The 19,041-nt window shown below is 34.2% G+C and carries 9 protein-coding genes; all 9 read left to right on the forward strand.

The features are described from left to right. Positions 1 to 1,176 carry a hypothetical protein gene (locus AC4PID_RS08710; RefSeq protein ID WP_492135180.1) on the forward strand — a complete coding sequence of 392 codons (1,176 nt, stop codon included), beginning with the start codon at positions 1 to 3 and terminating at the stop codon, positions 1,174 to 1,176. Between the two features lie 15 nt (positions 1,177 to 1,191). Continuing rightward, positions 1,192 to 2,727 carry a murein biosynthesis integral membrane protein MurJ gene (murJ, locus tag AC4PID_RS08715; RefSeq protein WP_492135181.1) on the forward strand — a complete coding sequence of 512 codons (1,536 nt, stop codon included), beginning with the start codon at positions 1,192 to 1,194 and terminating at the stop codon, positions 2,725 to 2,727. Between the two features lie 10 nt (positions 2,728 to 2,737). Continuing rightward, entirely contained in the window at positions 2,738 to 4,984 is a 2,247-nt protein-coding gene (locus AC4PID_RS08720) for an O-antigen ligase family protein (protein WP_492135182.1), read from the forward strand. A 16-nt stretch (positions 4,985 to 5,000) separates the two neighbouring features. Beyond that, on the forward strand, positions 5,001 to 6,893 hold the full coding sequence (locus AC4PID_RS08725; protein ID WP_492135183.1) for a polysaccharide biosynthesis protein: 1,893 nt from the start codon (positions 5,001 to 5,003) through the stop codon (positions 6,891 to 6,893). Positions 6,894 to 6,997: 104 nt separating this feature from the next. Further along, the gene (locus AC4PID_RS08730; protein WP_492135184.1) at positions 6,998 to 7,414 is read left to right on the forward strand and encodes a VanZ family protein; all 417 of its coding nucleotides are present in this window, start codon (positions 6,998 to 7,000) and stop codon (positions 7,412 to 7,414) included. Beyond that, positions 7,404 to 8,555: a glycosyltransferase family 4 protein gene (locus tag AC4PID_RS08735; RefSeq protein WP_492135185.1), complete on the forward strand. Its 1,152-nt coding sequence runs from the start codon at positions 7,404 to 7,406 to the stop codon at positions 8,553 to 8,555. Before AC4PID_RS08730 ends, AC4PID_RS08735 begins: the two co-directional genes overlap by 11 nt. A 65-nt stretch (positions 8,556 to 8,620) precedes the next feature. Then, the gene (locus AC4PID_RS08740; protein WP_492135186.1) at positions 8,621 to 9,952 is read left to right on the forward strand and encodes an S-layer homology domain-containing protein; all 1,332 of its coding nucleotides are present in this window, start codon (positions 8,621 to 8,623) and stop codon (positions 9,950 to 9,952) included. A gap of 540 nt (positions 9,953 to 10,492) precedes the next feature. Next, entirely contained in the window at positions 10,493 to 11,677 is a 1,185-nt protein-coding gene (locus tag AC4PID_RS08745) for a YibE/F family protein (protein ID WP_492135187.1), read from the forward strand. Positions 11,678 to 11,831: 154 nt separating this feature from the next. Then, on the forward strand, positions 11,832 to 18,854 hold the full coding sequence (locus AC4PID_RS08750) for an S-layer homology domain-containing protein (RefSeq protein ID WP_492135188.1): 7,023 nt from the start codon (positions 11,832 to 11,834) through the stop codon (positions 18,852 to 18,854). Positions 18,855 to 19,041: the final 187 nt, after the last annotated feature.

The following is a 19,041-nucleotide window of genomic DNA, read 5'->3' on the forward strand; positions in this document are numbered from 1 at the left end:
ATGAGAAAACTATATTATATGCTGCTTCCTGTGTATTTAGTTGGATTTGTAGCATTTGCAGTATTAAAGTTTATATTTCCTGCAACGCCTTTGGAAGTTGTAGTTAAACTATATTTTGTTTCAAACTTATCTATAATGGCGATGTATTTATTGCTAAACGGTAAGCTGAAGATCTTTCGAGAGACAATTGTATTTTATATTTTCTCGATTTTTCCACTGGTTTATGGATTATATCAATTTGGTATTAGGTCAGAAACATTTGCACATTTGTTTGCGATTGTACTACCAACCTTGGGCATGTCATTTGGATATTATCTAGGAGAACACTCAGAGCAGGATAGAAGTTTAGTAAGATTTGATAAAATAATGAAATTTTCATATATTACTAACATTTTAATTATTATTTTTTTCCAGTTGTCTGTAACCTTAGGATTTGCAAGATACCCAGCGATAGCGCCAACAGGTTTAATTATATCTTCGATTTATTATTTAGGTAATAAGAAGTGGCCATTATTTTTCAGTGGGTTAATTTTTATTGTACTTTCTGGAAAAAGAGCTTCTCTTGTTATGGTTATGTTCGCATTATTAGTATTTATTTATGACCTAATTAGAAATAAGTCAATTGATCCTAAGTTATTTAAAAGAGCAAAAAAAATAATTGGAGTGTCATCAATTTTTATCGCTGTAGTAGTTTTCTATCTATGGAACTTTACTAGATATCTAAATCGAGTGAAACTAGTTTTTCAATTTGACTTTTCAGACCCGCATGCGATGTATATCGCAACTGGCGGAAGAAGTGAGGAAATAATCAATATACTTGGATTTTTAAGTGAAAAGCCATTACGATATATATTTGGTTCAGGTTTTGGTGTTAAAGTAGAAGTCGCTGAAAATTTTTATAGACATTACTCTCACTTTTCTCCTTTGTCATATGCCTTAATATTTGGTGTGATTTTTTCAGTGATAATATATGGTTATTTTTTTAAGCGAATCCTTACAAAAGGAGATGTCAGCCATCCATTATATTTTACGAAATTAGTATTTGCAGGCTTTTTTGCATCTTCATTTTTAGGTGCTATTGTTATGAATGACATTAATATGTGGGTTTTTTATGGCTTAACGATATATATAGCGAAAGTATCAAGTAAAAAAACGCTCAGCAAACAATCTAGATGAAATATGGTGGAAACAATGAAAAAAGCAGTATTCTCTTTATTTATCTTTACAATCTTAGTTAAGCTAACTGGATTGCTAAGAGAGCTTTCTTTATCATATGCGTATGGTGCATCAAATATTAGTGATGCGTATATTATTTCAATGACAATACCAAGTGTTGTTTTTTCATTTGTAGGGATTGCCATTTCAACTTCATTTATTCCATTATTTATGAAAATTAATAAAAATGGAAAAGATCAATATACGACTAATAAGTACTCTAATAATTTAATCAATTTTGCATTAATACTATCAGCAATTGTTTACTTTCTAAGTTTTATATTTACGGAGCAATTAATTAGAGTTTTTGCTTCAGGGTTTTCAAATGATGTTATGAACATTGCAATAACGTTTACAAGAATTACACTAATAAGCATCTTCCTATCGAGTATTAACTTTGTTTTTAATGGATATATTCAATCAAATAACAATTACAACTATACTTCATTCGTTAATATTCCGGTTAATATAATTGCAACTGTTTTCATTTTAGTTAGTTCTTTTTCTGATATTAGATTATTGGCTTGGGGAACTGTTATTTCTATTTTATTTCAGTTAATCTTACTAGTAAGCAAAGCAAAAAAATATGGATATAAATACAAATTTGAAGTTGATATAAAAAATGAATATTTAATGCAAACACTTAGGTTGGCAGTACCATTAATTCTTGGAATATCGGTAAACCAAATAAACGTATTAGTTGATAGAACAATAGCTTCAACAATTGTTGAAGGTGGTATTTCGGCTTTAAATTATGCAAACAAATTAAATATGTTTGTCTATGGAACTTTGGTAATTGCAATTACAACTGTAGTTTTTCCAAAGATATCTAAACTAGCAGCAGAAAATAATATTGCTGATTTAAAAAATGAAACAGTTAAAGCACTAAATCTAGTTATGCTATTTGTAATGCCTGCAACAATAGGTGCAATGATATTTAGTAATCAAATTGTAGAAATGTTATTTCTAAGAGGAGAATTTGGGTTAGAAGCCGTAAATTTAACATCGGGGGCGCTACTATTCTACTCAATAGGTATGATTTTTGTAGGGATAAGAGAAATCATTACAAGATGTTTTTACGCTGTTAATGATTCTAAAACGCCTACTAAAAATGCAATAATTGCGGTAATAGTAAATATAACATTGAATATAGTTTTATCTAGATTTTGGGGACTAAATGGTCTTGCATTAGCAACAAGTATTTCTGCAATTTCAAGTGCTTTATTGCTTGCAAAGGATTTTAAACGAAAATTCAAGAGTAGTATTTTTAAGGGCTCAAAAGTCGAATATACGAAAATATTTCTGTCGTCTATTATTATGGGACTAATTTCAAAGCTTGTATTTCAATACATTTCAAACGTTATAGGTTCAAACTTATCGCTGATAATCTCTATTTTTATAGGAATAATTGTTTATTTTGCGTGTACTCTAGTTATGAAAGTGAATGAAATACATGAATTGAAGAGAGAAATTTTCTCTAAAATAATGAGAATTATATCAAAAAAAGAATAAAGGAATCATTATGCTTAAAAAGTTGGGATGGCAAGGACTTCTATTTTCTATAGTGGTATTAACGATAAATATTAATAAAGTTATCTATATAGGTGAGGGAGCCAAATTTAATGCAACATTTGCGGATCTCTTTTTACCTATAGTTGGTTTGATAATATTAATTGATGCAATAAAACATAAGCGTTTGGACAACTTTAAATATATGTCAATATTTATTGGCTTAGTTGTATGGCTTGTGTTTACTGGTGTGTTAAACATTTATAGTGGAAATGTTGTAAATCAGGGGATTATGGGGATTCTGGAAGAAGTTATAAAAACACTGATTTGCATCGCTTACTTTTGGGTGGGATATAACACATTAAACTACATAAGCGAAACGCAAGTAAATAAATTATTGAAGATTTCATTAGTGGTCTTCATTTTTTTAGGGTTAATTATATTTGTTCTTGCTCAAAATAATATTAATATTATGGGAACAAACTCAAATTATGCGATTTATTACATGGGAACTGATACAGATCCTAATCATGCGGCTATGTTTTTAACGATTATGTTCTTTTATATTGGAGCAAAATATCAAGAGAGTTTATCTAAAAAAGCATTGGTTTTACAAGGTCTGCTGTTAGGCTTAACAGCAATAGCATTAATTTTGACGGGTTCAAGAGGTGGTTTAGTTGGTTTCACTTTAGGAATAACGACGCTTATGTTGTTCAACCTAAAACATCATCGAAAGCAAATCGTAATCATTGGTTTGTTTATAGTGATATCTCTTTTAGCAGTTGTCAATTTGGATACATTTGTATTTCATGATACGTTTTCAAGCAGAATCATTTATAAATTAGTTAATTTTTCTGATGGTTTTGATGTGCGTTTTAATTTAACTCAAGTTGCATTTGAAATGGGTAAAGACCATTTACTAACTGGTGTTGGTCGAGGCAACTTTAATTTAAATAAAGAGTATTATTTCAAGGCCTTATCTTTACCGATAAGAGGTGATATTCCTCATAATACGTACATGGGTTTATTTGCAGAGGTTGGATTGATTGGGTTAATACTATATAGTATGCCAATTTTAATTTTAATTAAAAAAGCAACTTATATTCTAAAAAAGAAAGAGTTATCTGAGTATACCTTTGTTAAAAGATTTCCTTGGTTTTTTTCTATTGCAGTAGCAATAGGCATACAAGCATCGGTATTAAATGTTGAAAACAGAAGATTTTTGTGGTTTCTAGTTGGTTTAATGATTGCATATTTCAATCAACTTATAGCTGGCAATAAAGAAGTAAAACTAAAGCCATTTAATACAGGAGCTGCTAGCGATACATTATTATCAAAGCTAAATAAAAAATATATGGTGACTGTTCTTTTAGCAGTTATGTTGCCTGCGTTAATATTTACCTGTATAAATGAAAAAGTTGAAATGAGTTATATGACCGTTAAGGATTCATATCAATACGAAATTCCTGTTGTGTTTGATGATCACCATGGGGGAGTTACATTTAAAAGTTCAATATATGGAATATCTGATGACAAAGCTGAAGATGTTGCTAATGTATCCATACATGAAATAAGACAGGATGGTTCCAAAAGACTAATATTAACTGAAATTTATCCGTCAGTAAAAGGTGATTTTGTTTATCATATTGATAATCTAAGCCGTGGATCAAAATTAATAGTAGAATATAAAAATCTTAGTCACACTCTAAATTCAATTTTAGTGAAGCCTTTGGAAGTGCAATTTGCAGATAAAGTAATGTCTTTAAAAGAGTTTCATTACTTGCTACCTAAGATAGTTCAATCAAATTTTAATCATTTGTACTGGCAAGCCATAAAACAGGATGAGAATAAAGTTGATTTTGAAGAAATGCCACTCAGTATTTCAAACCAATTTCAAATTAATAATATTACAACTGAGTTGAAAAATGAAATGTGCTTGATTGAGATAGAAATGATAGCATTGCGCGATATTGAATTTAGCTATAAATTTTGGGCTATAGGTTATCCAAATGATCTACATTATATCGACTCATCAAGGTATTCATTTGGCTATGAGGCATATGATATAGACCAACCTTTCGATACAAAAGAATTAAAAGAAAATACTACCTTTGTTGTATCATTTGAAATTCCAAGAACGAAAGGCAAATATCAACTTGAACTTGGTTTAAATTATTATGATCAAAAGATATATAAGTCGTTACAAATAGATAATCTTGGTAATACAAGAATGCCAATAGGCAGTATCAATTTAGATTAGAAAAAAGGTGGAATTAATGAATAAGAAGATATTAAAAAAAGCTACACTCTCTATACTTGACATACTTTGTTTTATAATATCACTCTTTTTTGCTTATACAGTTAAGTTTGATCAAATAACTAAAGTTACCATTACATGGACTAAGTCAATTATATTTGTTTTAGCACTAATCATAGTAATTAAATATCTAACTATGTTAGTTTTAAAAATGTATAGTAAAATGTGGCGATTTGCTGGAATAACTGAGCTCGTCGATGTGATTATAGCTTGTCTTGTTGGCTCGTCCTTAAGTATGGCGATGCTGTTTCTTATGTCGAGACAGCCTGAGTTTCATCACATTGTCATTCCGAGAAGCATTATGGTGCTGGCTTTAATATTCGATATAGCTTTAATAGGAGGTTCTAGGTTTACCTATAGAATGCTTTTTCATGTAAGTCCAAAGGAAGTGCTTAAATATCAGCAAAAGAAAAGAACTTTGATTTACGGCGCTGGACAAGCTGGTGTAATGGTATTAAAAGAGCTAAATTCAAAAGGTTATGGCGATTTCATGCCGGTGGGATTTGTCGATGATGATACATCAAAGAAAGGCCAAAAGCTTCACGGGTTACCAATCTACGGAAGTAGAAATGATTTAGATAAAACAGTAATCAAAGAAAAAATTCAAGCTATCATTATTGCCATTCCTTCAGCATCTGATGAATCAAGAAAACTTGCAATCAATGCTGCTAAGGAAACGGGGGCAATGGTGAGCATTCTTCCAAGAGTTCACGATCTAATCGACGGTGCTGTCACAGTATCAAAAATTAGACCTGTGGAAATAGAGGATTTGCTTGGTAGAGAACAAATTAAATTAAATAATGAATTTGTCAGTGGATATATAAGAGGAAAACGTGTCATGATTACTGGTGGTGGCGGTTCAATCGGATCAGAATTGTGTAGACAAATATCTGTATACAATCCATCTGCACTAATCATAGTCGATATTTATGAAAACAATGCATATGACATTCAACAGGAACTGAAAAGAAATAATTCAGAATTAAACTTAAAGGTGTTAGTCGCTTCTGTTCGTGATCGTGATCGGATGGCCAAAATAATGGAAACTGAAAAGCCAGAAGTCGTCTTCCACGCTGCAGCACACAAACATGTACCACTAATGGAAGATTCTCCAGAAGAAGCAATTAAAAACAACGTTTTTGGAACAAAGAATATGGTTGAATTATCCAACCAGTTCAATGTTAGCAAATTTGTTCTAATATCAACGGACAAGGCTGTAAATCCTACAAATGTAATGGGCGCATCAAAACGACTCTGTGAAATGATCGTTCAAAGCTATTCTCAAAACGAAGGGATTTCAACAGAATATGCTGCAGTCAGATTTGGTAATGTATTGGGAAGCAATGGTAGTGTAATCCCTCTTTTTAAGAATCAAATTCAAAATGGTGGTCCTGTAACTGTAACGCATCCTGATATTATAAGGTACTTTATGACGATACCAGAAGCGGTTCAGCTTGTGATACAAGCAGGTGGATTGGCGAAGCGTGGGGAAATTTTTGTTCTAGATATGGGAAGCCCTGTGAAGATAGATACACTTGCTAGAGATTTAATAAGATTGTCTGGTTTTATTCCAGATGAGGACATCAAGATTGAGTACTCAGGCTTAAGACCTGGTGAGAAATTATATGAAGAGCTATTAATGTCCGAAGAAGGTTTAAGCGATACTGAGATTGACAAAATATTTGTCGCAAAACCGATGTCCCAATCCTATGATTCATTGAGTACACAGCTTGCAGATTTGAAGTTACTTTATAATGATAATAACAAACTAACCACAAAATTAAAGGAAATCGTTCCAACCTTCAAAACACCAGAAGAAATTAACGATGGCTTTGCAAAACAAAATAACTGACGTAGCACTTAAAAGGGATTAATGGATATAGAAAGAAGGGAAAAGTGTATTTTAAGAAAATAAGTTGGCTTTTGGTTATTCTATGTTTACTCGGTATTTTCATAATGTCAAATCTCAATGGTGTAAAATCGTGGTATCTGACAGGAGAAGTGCTAAATGTAGCAAAAGGAAATATTAATTCGGAAGCCACCTTTGAGGATAAAATGGCGTCATACGAAGAAGATCACACGAGAATTCAAATGATTGTTCTGAGAAAAGTGGCACACTTTACAGAGTATTTCATCTTAGCGTTATTGCTTATGAATGCATTGTTATTTAGCTATGACATAAAAGGTGCGTTGACGAGGGCAGTCCTATTTGGCGTCCTATATAGCTTATTTGACGAGTTTCATCAGCTCTTTATACCTGGAAGAACGCCTAAGATTTTTGACGTGGGAATCGATAGTATAGGCGTGTTGGTAGGGTGTGGGTTATTCTATGTTTTGACGAAAAATAGGAAGGTAAAAACATATGGGCAATAAAGTAAAGATCTTAATAATCGCCGAAACGGTTATGGATGGCGTCGGCAAGCATGTCGATGACATCATAGAATATATAGATAAAGATAAATTTGACTTAGTGGTTGCTCATGGCGCTTCTAGAATGGATTATAGATTTAAGTGGATAAAAAAGAAATGGGAAAATGAAATTGAGTTTGTTGAAATTCCCGAGCTAAAGCGTGAAATTAAGCTTTCTGAAGATTTAAAGGCAATCAAACGTATCATAAAAGTTATTAAACGCACGAAACCTGACGTCGTACACTGCCATAGTTCAAAAGCAGGTGTTGTAGGAAGAGTGGCAGCAAAATTATGTCGCGTTAAAAGAGTTTATTATACACCACATGCCTATGCCGTTCAAAATCCGGAGAGTCAAACCTCGAAGTATTTATTGTACTTGTCAATTGAGCGATTTTTAGCGAGATTTGCTACGACTTTAACCATAAACGTTTCAAGAGGTGAAAAGCACTTTGCTATTAATCATAACATTCAAAAGCCCAATCATTTTAGAGTGATTTACAATGCTTTGGGTCCTCAAAAATCAAACCATCCTGCTAAAGTTTCATTTGATTATATCCCTGAAGGGGTTCATGTAATCGGATGTGTAGCAAGAATTTATGAACAAAAGAACCCAGAAGAGTTTCTCAAAATTGCTAAAGAAATATGCGAGAGACGTGACGATGTTAAGTTTATATGGGTTGGTGTCGGCTCTTTATATGATATGTGTATGGCACTTGTTAAAGAATATCAATTAGAAAATAAAGTCTACTTTGTTGGTCATCAGGTTAACATCCCGGCTTTTTTAGATCGTTTTGATATATTTCTTTCAACCTCTTTATATGAGGGGCTACCTTATACTTTGATTGAATCGATGCAGTCAAATTGCCCGATTTTAGCTTCAGATGTAATCGGAAATAATGAAGTAATCAAGAGTGGTTATAACGGCTACTTATATAAACTTGGTGACGTAAGGGAAGCCTGTGATAAAATTGAGTTATTGTTAGATAGTCCTTCGATTATTTCTAAAATGAAAATCGCATCACAAATGCGTTTTAAAGAACTATTTACTATTGATAAAATGATTTCACAAATTGAAACGTTATATTATAGTGGTGAGATAGAGTAATTAGAAAGGTGGTTTTCGCTATAGATAGAGCTGGTAAAATCAAGATCATAGTAATTTTATTTCTCATGGTGGCACTATTAAATCCTACTAAAGCATATGCAATAGATTTAAACTGGTCTGCTGGTAGCGTAGAAGAACTTGAAAGTTATCATTTTCTAAAGTCAACCATGTTTGACAATCTAGAGGATACGATTTCAAGGCAAGAATTTATTTATCTTGTAGTTAGAGTGTGTGAGCTTATCGGTGGGGAATATATTGAACCAATAAAAGATAAACCATTTAGTGATACAAACGACATTTATGTAAAAAAAGCTGTCACCTTAGGACTAACAACTGGTGTTGGTGGCGGGTTATTTTCTCCGGATGCTAAAATGACTAGAGAACAAATGGTAAGCTATTATGATAAAATCAATCAGCTTTACCATATTGCAGTGAATCAATCGACGGATGAAATTTTTGTTGATGATACAGACATAAGCTCATGGGCAAAAGCGTCCGTTTATTTAGCACGTACAAATCAGATTATTACAGGTAAAGAGGATAATTATTTTTACCCAAAGATTGAAGTAAGCAAAGCTGAAGCATTAGTATTCATTAACAATATCATAAAGTCTTATCAATCTGAATTGTCAGGGTTCGATAGCTATAACAACAAGAGACTTCAGGCGATTTTAAGTAATAAAGAAAATTATCCATCTGTGGTGTCTGATGACGCTTATGAGAAAAACATGTATATCGCTCACGGTGGTGGCGAAATTTTAGATTTGACAGTTACAAACACGCACGAAGCAATTATGAATTCTTTAGAAAAAGAGTATTTACTCCTTGAAATCGATTTTCTTAAAACTCAAGATAATAAATATGTTCTTGGTCATGACTATAGCTATATAAGTAAATACTTTGAAATTCCTTATGGATCATTTACATTGGATCGATTTAAAAAAGCAGCATCTAAATTTGAAATTACGCAAATGGATTTAGACGATTTAATTTATCTAATGGAAACCAATCCTAACTTCAAAGTAATAACAGATACAAAAGACGGTAACATAGAATTACTAACGTATATATCAAATGTTTACCCAGATTATATCAATCGTTTTATTCCTCAAATATTTGATATGGACAATTATGATCAGGTTAGAGCCATGGGATATAAAAATATCATCTACTCTCTTTACAAGATTTATAAAACCGATTGGCAAGTTGTAGTATTTGCTAAATCCCATAAACTCTTTGGGGTCACTTTCGCTGAGTCCCGAGCCAACACATACATAGCCTCTGAACTAAATAAGTTAGGAGTCAGAAGTTATGTGCATACAATAAACGAGTTTCAGCGAGTAAAATATTTGCGAGATTTAGGTATATTTGGTTTTTATACAGATAATTTATTTTAGCCTTGAAAGAACAAAATAATGCAAATTATATTATTAACCATGAACATCTAAAACACATATAGTCTTCATGTCATCCATCAATATCCACAAAACACTTAAATGAGAGCTTAGCTCTCTTTTTTTATGCTCAAAATTCAAAGTAACGTTAATGAAGCAAATGCAATTGTAGATAGTTCACATAGCAAATAGTTACATAGAATGCTTTCAAGAGGTGCAAAAATAATGAGGAAAGTTATTACTTTTTTACAATTCTCAAGTGGAATTGAATGAAATAAATTCATAATTATTCAAAATAACTTAGTAATAACATAATAATTGGCAATTGAGAAATATTCTCTAATGAAATTTTAATGAATATATTGAATTTTCTGACATTGACAGTATAGAAAAATTTATATATCTTTATTATTGGACCTATAATTTACAGAGAAGTAACCAGAAGTTAAAAAAAATAGCATCCAAAATTAACAACGGATGCATATAATCAGATTTGCAGCATGACGATTATGTTAACATACATACTCAAATAAGGTGGTAAAAATGAATAAATATTCAACGAATAGCATAAACAAAAGCGTAATTAACAAAATAGCAGTCATTGTAGTTTTTTCACTATTGTATATAAGTGTACTGCTATGGGCAAATTGGCCACAAGACGGTACATATGCCACAGCTGCAAGTAAAATATGGTTTGAAAAAGCCCATGTATCTGAGCTAATAAGCGATGACGCGAGTCCTGACACATGGACAGAAGGCTTAAGGCTGGGAACACAATATGTCGTTCTAACTTTGGACAGTGGGAAGTACAAAGATAATGAGTTAGAAGTGATCAATTATCTTGCTGCCTATGGGAATATCGATCTTAAAGAGGGCTCGAAAGTTATCGTCAGGATGGATTATTTAGAGGATCAAACCCCATATGTCGTAGGAATTTTAAATTATAATCGAACCTTTATGATGGGGATATTGATCTTGATTTTTGCAGGATGTTTAATTGGATTTGGTGGAAAGAAAGGGCTAGCAGCGCTTGTTGGGCTTTCTTTTACAATCTTAAGCATTTGGTTTTTATTGATTCCACTTATTCGAAAAGGGGTTCCATCTATCCTTGCAGCGATATTTTTAGTGGCGATAACGACTTTTGTTTCTCATTTGGTTCTAAATGGTTTTTCAAAGAAGACATATATTTCTGTTATTGGGTGTATTGGCGGCGTAACAATCGCAGGTATGATTGCATATCTTGCAGGACAACTGACACCGATCAACGGATTTAATATGCCAGAAGCAGAGGAGCTTGTACTTAGAGCAGCAGATGAAGGTTTAAGGATTAGCGGTCTATTGGTTAGTGGCGTATTAATCGCATCACTTGGCGCTGTAATGGATGTTTCCATCACTATTACCGCAGCCATTGCAGAACTAAAAGAGTTAAATGCACACATTACGATGAAAGAGCTGATTCAATCAGGTCTTAACATAGGAAGAGATGCAATGGGGACAATGGCAAATACGCTGATATTAGCATTTGCTGGTGCATCTTTAAATATGTTAGTGCTATTTAGAGTTTTTGATTACCCTTATATTCAAATCTTCAATAGTGATCTAATGGCGATAGAGGTCATACAAGGAATATCGGGATCTATAGGAATTATTCTAACGGTTCCTTTGGTGACTGTGTTGGGGGCATATTTCTATAGTCATGAAAATCAAACCGTAAAAAGTAAAAATTAGTGAATGTTTAGGAGTTGTGTTAAACGATTAATTTTAACAATAAAAGTGTAATCGATATAGTTTAACTGATTTGTGTAGATTATTGCAGTTTTTTCGTTATCTGCAATCATCATATATAATTCTCATTTATTAAAAGTAACTAGAGGGGGTTCTTATGAAACAAAGGGCAAAAAAATACTTAAGCCTGCTTATGATTGTACTCATGATCATGAGTACAATGAACATCCAAGCCTTCGCAGCTGAGGGTGTACTTGCAAATCACGTCGTAATTAATCAAATTTATGGCGCAGGAGGAAATAGTGGAGCAGTCTATAACGCAGACTTTGTGGAACTCTACAATCCAACCGATAGCGATATTGATTTAGCTGGTTGGTCTGTACAGTATGCAAGTTCAACTGGCGCTTTCACAAATATTTGTGGACTGACAGGAACTATTAAAGCAAAAGATTATTATCTTGTGGTTATGGCACCAGGAGCGAATGGGGTTGCAATTCCAAATTCGAATCAAACTGGAACTTTGAATTTTTCAGGTTCAAATGGAAAAGTGGCTCTCGCATCGAAGGTGACTTCTATAAGTGGCAAAGCAGATGCTGCAGTAATTGATTTTGTTGGTTATGGATCATCAGCAAACGAATATGAAGGATCAGCAGCTGCACCTGCTCCAAGTTCGACAGAATCAATTATAAGAACTACAGATGGTGTAGATACGGATAGTAATAGTATAGATTTTACTAAAACAGCTGCAAATCCTAGAGCTGGGGCTGTACCACCACCAACAGTATGTGCAACTCCTATAGCGAACATTCCATCAGGAGTAGTACTTCCAAATACAGTTGTATCATTTTCAACATCTACTGCTGGTGCAAATGTTGTATATAATACATTTTCAGCAGAAAGTGCTGAATGGACAACAAGCTCTGTAATTACGATTACAGCAGATACAAATGTTTATGTAAAGGCTGTAAAAGAAGATTTAGGAGACAGTCCAGTAAATGTATTTAATTACACAGTAGACTCAACTGAACCATTAACCATTGCTGCTGCTAAAACAGTTCCTTTAACGACTGAAAATGTTAAAGTTAAAGGTGTGGTTTCTTATATAAATAATAAAAATGTCTATATTCAAGATAACACAGGCGCAATTTGCCTTTATTTAACTGCAAACGCAAGCTCATTGCATGTTGGTGATGAGATTGTGGCATTAGGTAAAAGAGAGAATTACAATGGTTTGGTTGAACTGACAGGTGTTATGGAAAGTAAATTATCAGTGCTTTCAACATCAAATGATGTACCTGATAGAGGTACGGCAACGATTGCAGAGATTACTGCAACACCAGATGGATTAACCGCTGGATACAACCATATGTGTGAAATAATCAAGATTGAAGGAGCAACGCTTACTGATTTATCAACACTAACTCAGGAAAGTGCAAATATTACAATTTCACCTTCAATTGTTGAATCTAATTTTCCAGGGATTACAATAGGCGACACTGTAGATGTTGTCGTGCGAGTTTTCGATCAAGGTGGAACAACAAAAGTTGAAGTAGTTTCTATGTCAAAAACAGGAGCTGCAAATAATTTGTACTTAGCTTTATCGAATGGCTCTGCTGATGTCGTTAGTGGTGCAACGATTACAGTAACATGTAATGATGAAGCGGCGGCTATTTACTATACTTTAGATGGTAGTGACCCTACAGAAGCAAGTACATTATATAATGGTGGCATTCATATTAATGGTGAAATAGGGGATGTCATTACTTTAAAAGTAATCGCAAAACTTGAAGGAAAAGTGGATAGTGAAGTTGTTAGCGCAACTTATAAAATCAAAGATCCAAGTGAAGCTAGAACGATTAAAGACGTATTATCGTTGGCAAGCGGAACTGCCGATGTTGAAGTAAAAGGAACTTTGGTATATTTCGCAACAAACTATTCCAACCCAGTTATTCAATCAGAGATCAATGGAGAGATGTACTCACTTTATGTGTACGGTTCGGCCCCAGAGGGTGCTAAAATTGGGGACGAAGTGAAATTTAAAGGCACATACACCATTTATGGTGGATTACCAGAGATGACGAGTATTCTATCATCAGAGATTTTATCTAGTGGAACACCTATTCCACCTCAAGAAATAACAATTGCTGAACTTAAAGCAAATGGGTTAACTATGCTTGGGAGATACGTAAAGGTTAAAGACGTTACATTAGGTGCGACAAGTAGTAACAATACTGCAATCTCTGATTCAACAGGAACTATGAACATCTATAAAGCTACTAGCTTCCCAGTTCAAGTGGTCCAAGGTGATGTCGTTGATTTATATGCTATGGTAGGCTGTTATAATACAACGGTTCAGTTGTATACAGGCTTAAAAGAAACCAATGGTTATAACGTATACGATGTTGTTAACGATATTAAAGGACCAGTCGTCACACTTAAAGAAAGCTATCTTCCTGCAAAAGTAGGACAAGACTATACCGTTGCACTAAATGTGGAAGATAACAAAGGTGTGGACAACGTTAAGATTAGCTATACGATAGGAGATGCAACAGTAAGCAATCAAATGATGACCTATGTTGCTGAAAACAATGAATATCAATTTGTAATTCCAGCAGTAGAAGTAATCGCAGAAGCGGATACGATTGACTTTACAGTAACTGCAACAGACGTAACCGGTTTAACTACAACGACAAATGCAAAGAGCATTATGATCGATAGCAAACCACAATTTATATCTGTTTCACCAGCTAGAAACGGTAGTACAGGTGAAGATAAAGCACCGATGATTTCTGTTGAAATTCAAAATGCTGGTGAAAATCCAGTGGTTAAATTAACGGTTTCTAGTGAAGATTCAGTAATTATTAACGATCAAGTAATGAATGTAGTTGTTCAGGATAGTAAGTACGCTTACCCGATGCCGACATCTGTGGATGGTAAATACTCTGCAACAGTTACGGTTACGAGAGCGGACAGCTTAACTGCAACGACAACTTGGAGCTTTACAGTGGGAACACCTACGATTAAAGCTTTCTTTGGTCAACTTCATGCCCATACTGCACAGTATTCAGATGGTTCTGGAACTCTAGCAGACGGTTTAAGTTACCTTAAAAATTTACCTTCAAGTGAAAATGTAGACTTCGTCGCATTTACAGATCACTCAAACTACTTTGATACACAATCGGCAGCAAATCCAGCTGATGCAATGAACGATAAGACTTTAATGACGGCGCAAAGCTTAGAAAAGTGGAACACATATGTATCTGATATGGCTACGTTCAATGAAGAAAATGCTGGAAGCAAGCTTGCTTTCCCAGGATATGAGATGACATGGTCAGGTGGTCCTGGACATATCAACACATTTAACTCAGTAGGATTAGTAAGTAGAAATAACACAACACTAAACAATAAAACTGCTGATGCAGGAATGAAAGCTTATTATGACACATTAATAAAGAATTCAGATCCACTTGCAAACTTATCACAGTTCAACCATCCAGGCTCAACCTTCGGAACTTTCTCTGATTTTGCATACTGGTCAGCATCTTATGATAATAAAATGGTTGCTGTAGAAGTAGGTAACGGTGAAGGTGCTATTGGATCGGGCGGCTACTTCCCAAGCTTTACAGAATATACGAAAGCTTTGGATAAAGGATGGCATGTGGCACCTACGAACAACCAAGATAACCATAAAGGTAAATGGGGTAATGCCAATAACGCACGTACGGTTATCATTTCTGACGATTTAAGTACAACAGGTCTTTTAAATGGTCTTAAAAATATGTCAGTTTACGCAACTGAAGATAAAAATCTTAATATAAGCTATACAATTAATGATTTAATGATGGGTAGCATTATCAGCGATGTTCCTAACACACCATTACAAGTGATGGTAACAGTTGATGACCCTGATTCAAATGATGTAATATCAAAAGTTGAGATTATAACCAATAGCGGTAGAGTTGCAGCATCTAAAACCTTTGAAACAAACGCTGTTGAATGGAACTTTGAATTACCATCTGTACAAGGCTACTACTATGTAAGAGTAACTCAAGCAGATAAAAACATTGCTGTGACTGCACCTGTTTGGGTAGGTCAAGCACCGCTTGTAGGCATTAGTTCATTAGAAGCGTCTACAAAAATGCCTGTAACTAACGAAGCGCTTAACTTTACGACGACTTTATTTAATAATGAAGCATCTAACGTAACGCTTAAGTCGCTAGAATATACAGTGAATGGTCAATTGATTAAAAAAGAAGTTTTAAATGAAAGTATCGTTCCAACTGGAACTTATAAACACTCACAGGAATATATACCGACGACAGCAGGTGATAATAATGTTGTAGTAACCGCTGAATTCCTAGTAGGTGATCAAACAAAAATCTTTACACAAGAAATTAAAATCAATGTTAGAAATGCTGAAAAATTGGTTTATATAGGTATTGATGCAAGCCATTACAACGAATACGTAAACGGAAACTATAAAGACAGCATGGGCAATTTTGCTAATATGGCTGTTGAATATGATGTTCGCGTGGTTGAGTTAAAAACAAGTGAAGAATTCATGGCAGCAACAAGTAATCCGAAGTTCAAAATGCTAATTTTAACTCCGCCAACAAGAAGAAACGGAAGTAACTTCAAAATTGGATATATGAACTATACGGAAGCTGAACTTGAAGCAATCAAGTCATTTGCAGAAGCAGGAAATACGATTATCATCACAGGCTGGGGTGACTACTATGAAAGCTATACTAAGTACTCAGATGGTACAGCGTATACACTTCCAGCAGCTGATCAGATGTCAGCACAACAAAATAGAGTGCTTGAATCAATCGGTTCATCGCTTAGAATTTCAGATGATGAAGCAAAAGACGATGTAACAAATGGTGGACAACCACAACGTTTGTACTTAACCAATTACAATACGAGCAATCCTTTTATCAGCCGTGTTGTTACAGATGAACAAGTGTACTCAAGTTATGGTGGATCAACAATCTATGCAGTGGATTCAGCAAAAATGCCTACGGATACACTTTCAGAAAACATCAGTCCAATGGTTTACAGCTTTACAACAAGCTATTCGTCAGATGACGACAAAGATGGTACAACTGGAATTTCAGAAGTAATGGTTCCAAAGTATTCGGATAAATATCTTATCGCAGCATCTGAAACTGTTAATTATGACAATGGTAACACTTCAACGATCATCGTTGCAGGTGCGGTTTTCATGAGTAACTTTGAAATTCAAGTAACTATGGATAGCTACGCGACACCAGCTTATAGTAACTACACCATTATGGAAGACATCGTTAAGTTTGTTAACCCTGTGGTTATTTCGAATATTGCTGATGTTCAAAGTGCAAATGAAGGTGAACGCTTTACTGTTAGAGGGATCGTTACATCAAATGCTTCAGGCTATGATAAAGATACAGCATTCTTTGATTGTATTTATGTTCAAGATGGAACTGCTGGTATCAATGCATTCCCTGTTGCTGGTGATATAAGAGCCGGTCAATTGGTTGAAATCACTGGTAAAACAAGTTCATACAACGGTGAAAGACAGATAGCAGTAGAAAAAATATCAATAATTGATTCAAACATTAGCCCATTACCAACACCATATTTGTTAACCACAGCACAAGTCGCTGCAAGTTCACATCTTGGTAGTTTGGTACAAGTAAGTGGTAAAATTGTTAACTTAGAGTATTCAAATAATGTAATCGAAAGCATCTATGTTAAAGATGATAGCGGTGTCACTTGCAGAGTGTTCATCGATGGCTATATCACATCAACTAAGACTATTGATAACCTTCAAGTAGGCGCAAACCTTACAGCGATTGGTTTATCATCAATCGATACAGAAGGTGCACGTATTAGAGTTAGAGATAGAGCAGATATCATCTGTACAGCTGCTTCAAATCCTGGCTTACCAGGAGAAGAGCCAACGCCAGTTGATCCTAAACCGACGACTGTAACCATCGTTGAAACGACTCAAGGACAGAAAGTGGTTACTGGTTCAATCCAAGTAGGAGAAACTCAAACTCAAAATGGTCAAACAGTAGCAACTGTTTCAAAGGAAACTTTAAATCAAGCAATCGATCAACTTACTCAAAACAACACAAATGGTTCAAAGAACGTCATAGAAGTTAAAATCGATACAACTTCTGATGCAGATAAGTTAACAGTCACATTTGATAAAGATGCTTTATCAAGAGTGTCTAATGAAGCAAACGCAGACATGAAAATCACATCTGGTTTAGGGACTTTATTATTTGATCAAAAAGCTTTAAGTTCGATTGGAGCTAGTTCAAATAATGAAGAGATTTCAATCAGCATTAACAAAGTAGACACAAGTGATTTAAGTGATGCAGTAAAGGAAATAGTGAAAGATAGACCTGTGTTCGATTTCAGTGTAACCTCTGGAACGCAAACAATTAGTGATTTTGGAAATGGCTCTGTTAAAGTGAGTATTCCTTATACACTACAACCTGGTGAAAAGAAAAATGCAATAGTCGTATATTATCTCAATGATAAAGGTGAGTTAGAAACCATCAGAGGTAACTATAACGAAGAGACGCATATGGTTGAGTTTAAAACCAAGCATTTTTCAACCTATATGTTAGGCTATAAAGATAAGTCGTTTAACGATGTAAGTTCAGGAGCATGGTATTATGACGCTATCTCTTACATCGCATCAAGACAAATTGCAAATGGTACATCAGAGCTTGAATTTAGTCCAGAAGCAGAGATTACGAGAGGTCAATTCTTAGTAATGCTGATGAATGCTTATAATGTAGAAGTTGAAGCATCACTTAAAGAGAATTTTGCTGATGCAGGCAATTCATATTATACGGCTTATCTGGCTACTGCTAAGAAATTAGGTCTAGCGTCAGGTACGGGCGATAATAAGTTTAAACCAGATGCAGCGTTGACAAGAGAAGACATGATGACTTTACTTTACAATGCACTAAGCATCGTAGGTGAGTTACCAGAAGGGACATCAGAAGCTAGTTTCGAGCAGTTTGGCGATCATGCTAAGGTTTCAAGTTATGCACAGGATGCCGTGAAGCTATTTGTTGAAGGTGGATTTGTAAGTGGAAAATCAGGTAACTTAGATCCTAAAGGATATGCAACAAGAGCACAAATGGCTCAAATTTTATACAACTTATTGATGATTAAATAATCTCCTTTATTTATCTCCAAGTTTTAATGTTTCAGATAGATAGGTCGTGTAATGAGTCATTACATGGCCTATCTTTTTTTCTAAAAAGATAAATTGAGTATTTTGTGTTTATGCTTAAGACTAAGTGGACATCTATGAACTAAAAATAGTGAGTTTGAATTACTGTAATAATTAACTGTGACTTGAT

Source organism: Fusibacter sp. QWL-12 (genome assembly GCF_058683495.1).

What these genes read in the sequence shown, in the direction of transcription:
- AC4PID_RS08730 (WP_492135184.1), top strand. Translation starts at nt 6,998, where the DNA reads ATGTCAAATCTCAATGGTGTAAAATCGTGGTATCTGACAGGAGAAGTG.
- AC4PID_RS08710 (WP_492135180.1), top strand. Translation starts at nt 1, where the DNA reads ATGAGAAAACTATATTATATGCTGCTTCCTGTGTATTTAGTTGGATTT.
- AC4PID_RS08735 (WP_492135185.1), top strand. Translation starts at nt 7,404, where the DNA reads ATGGGCAATAAAGTAAAGATCTTAATAATCGCCGAAACGGTTATGGAT.
- murJ (WP_492135181.1), top strand. Translation starts at nt 1,192, where the DNA reads ATGAAAAAAGCAGTATTCTCTTTATTTATCTTTACAATCTTAGTTAAG.
- AC4PID_RS08745 (WP_492135187.1), top strand. Translation starts at nt 10,493, where the DNA reads ATGAATAAATATTCAACGAATAGCATAAACAAAAGCGTAATTAACAAA.
- AC4PID_RS08740 (WP_492135186.1), top strand. Translation starts at nt 8,621, where the DNA reads ATGGTGGCACTATTAAATCCTACTAAAGCATATGCAATAGATTTAAAC.
- AC4PID_RS08725 (WP_492135183.1), top strand. Translation starts at nt 5,001, where the DNA reads ATGAATAAGAAGATATTAAAAAAAGCTACACTCTCTATACTTGACATA.
- AC4PID_RS08720 (WP_492135182.1), top strand. Translation starts at nt 2,738, where the DNA reads ATGCTTAAAAAGTTGGGATGGCAAGGACTTCTATTTTCTATAGTGGTA.
- AC4PID_RS08750 (WP_492135188.1), top strand. Translation starts at nt 11,832, where the DNA reads ATGAAACAAAGGGCAAAAAAATACTTAAGCCTGCTTATGATTGTACTC.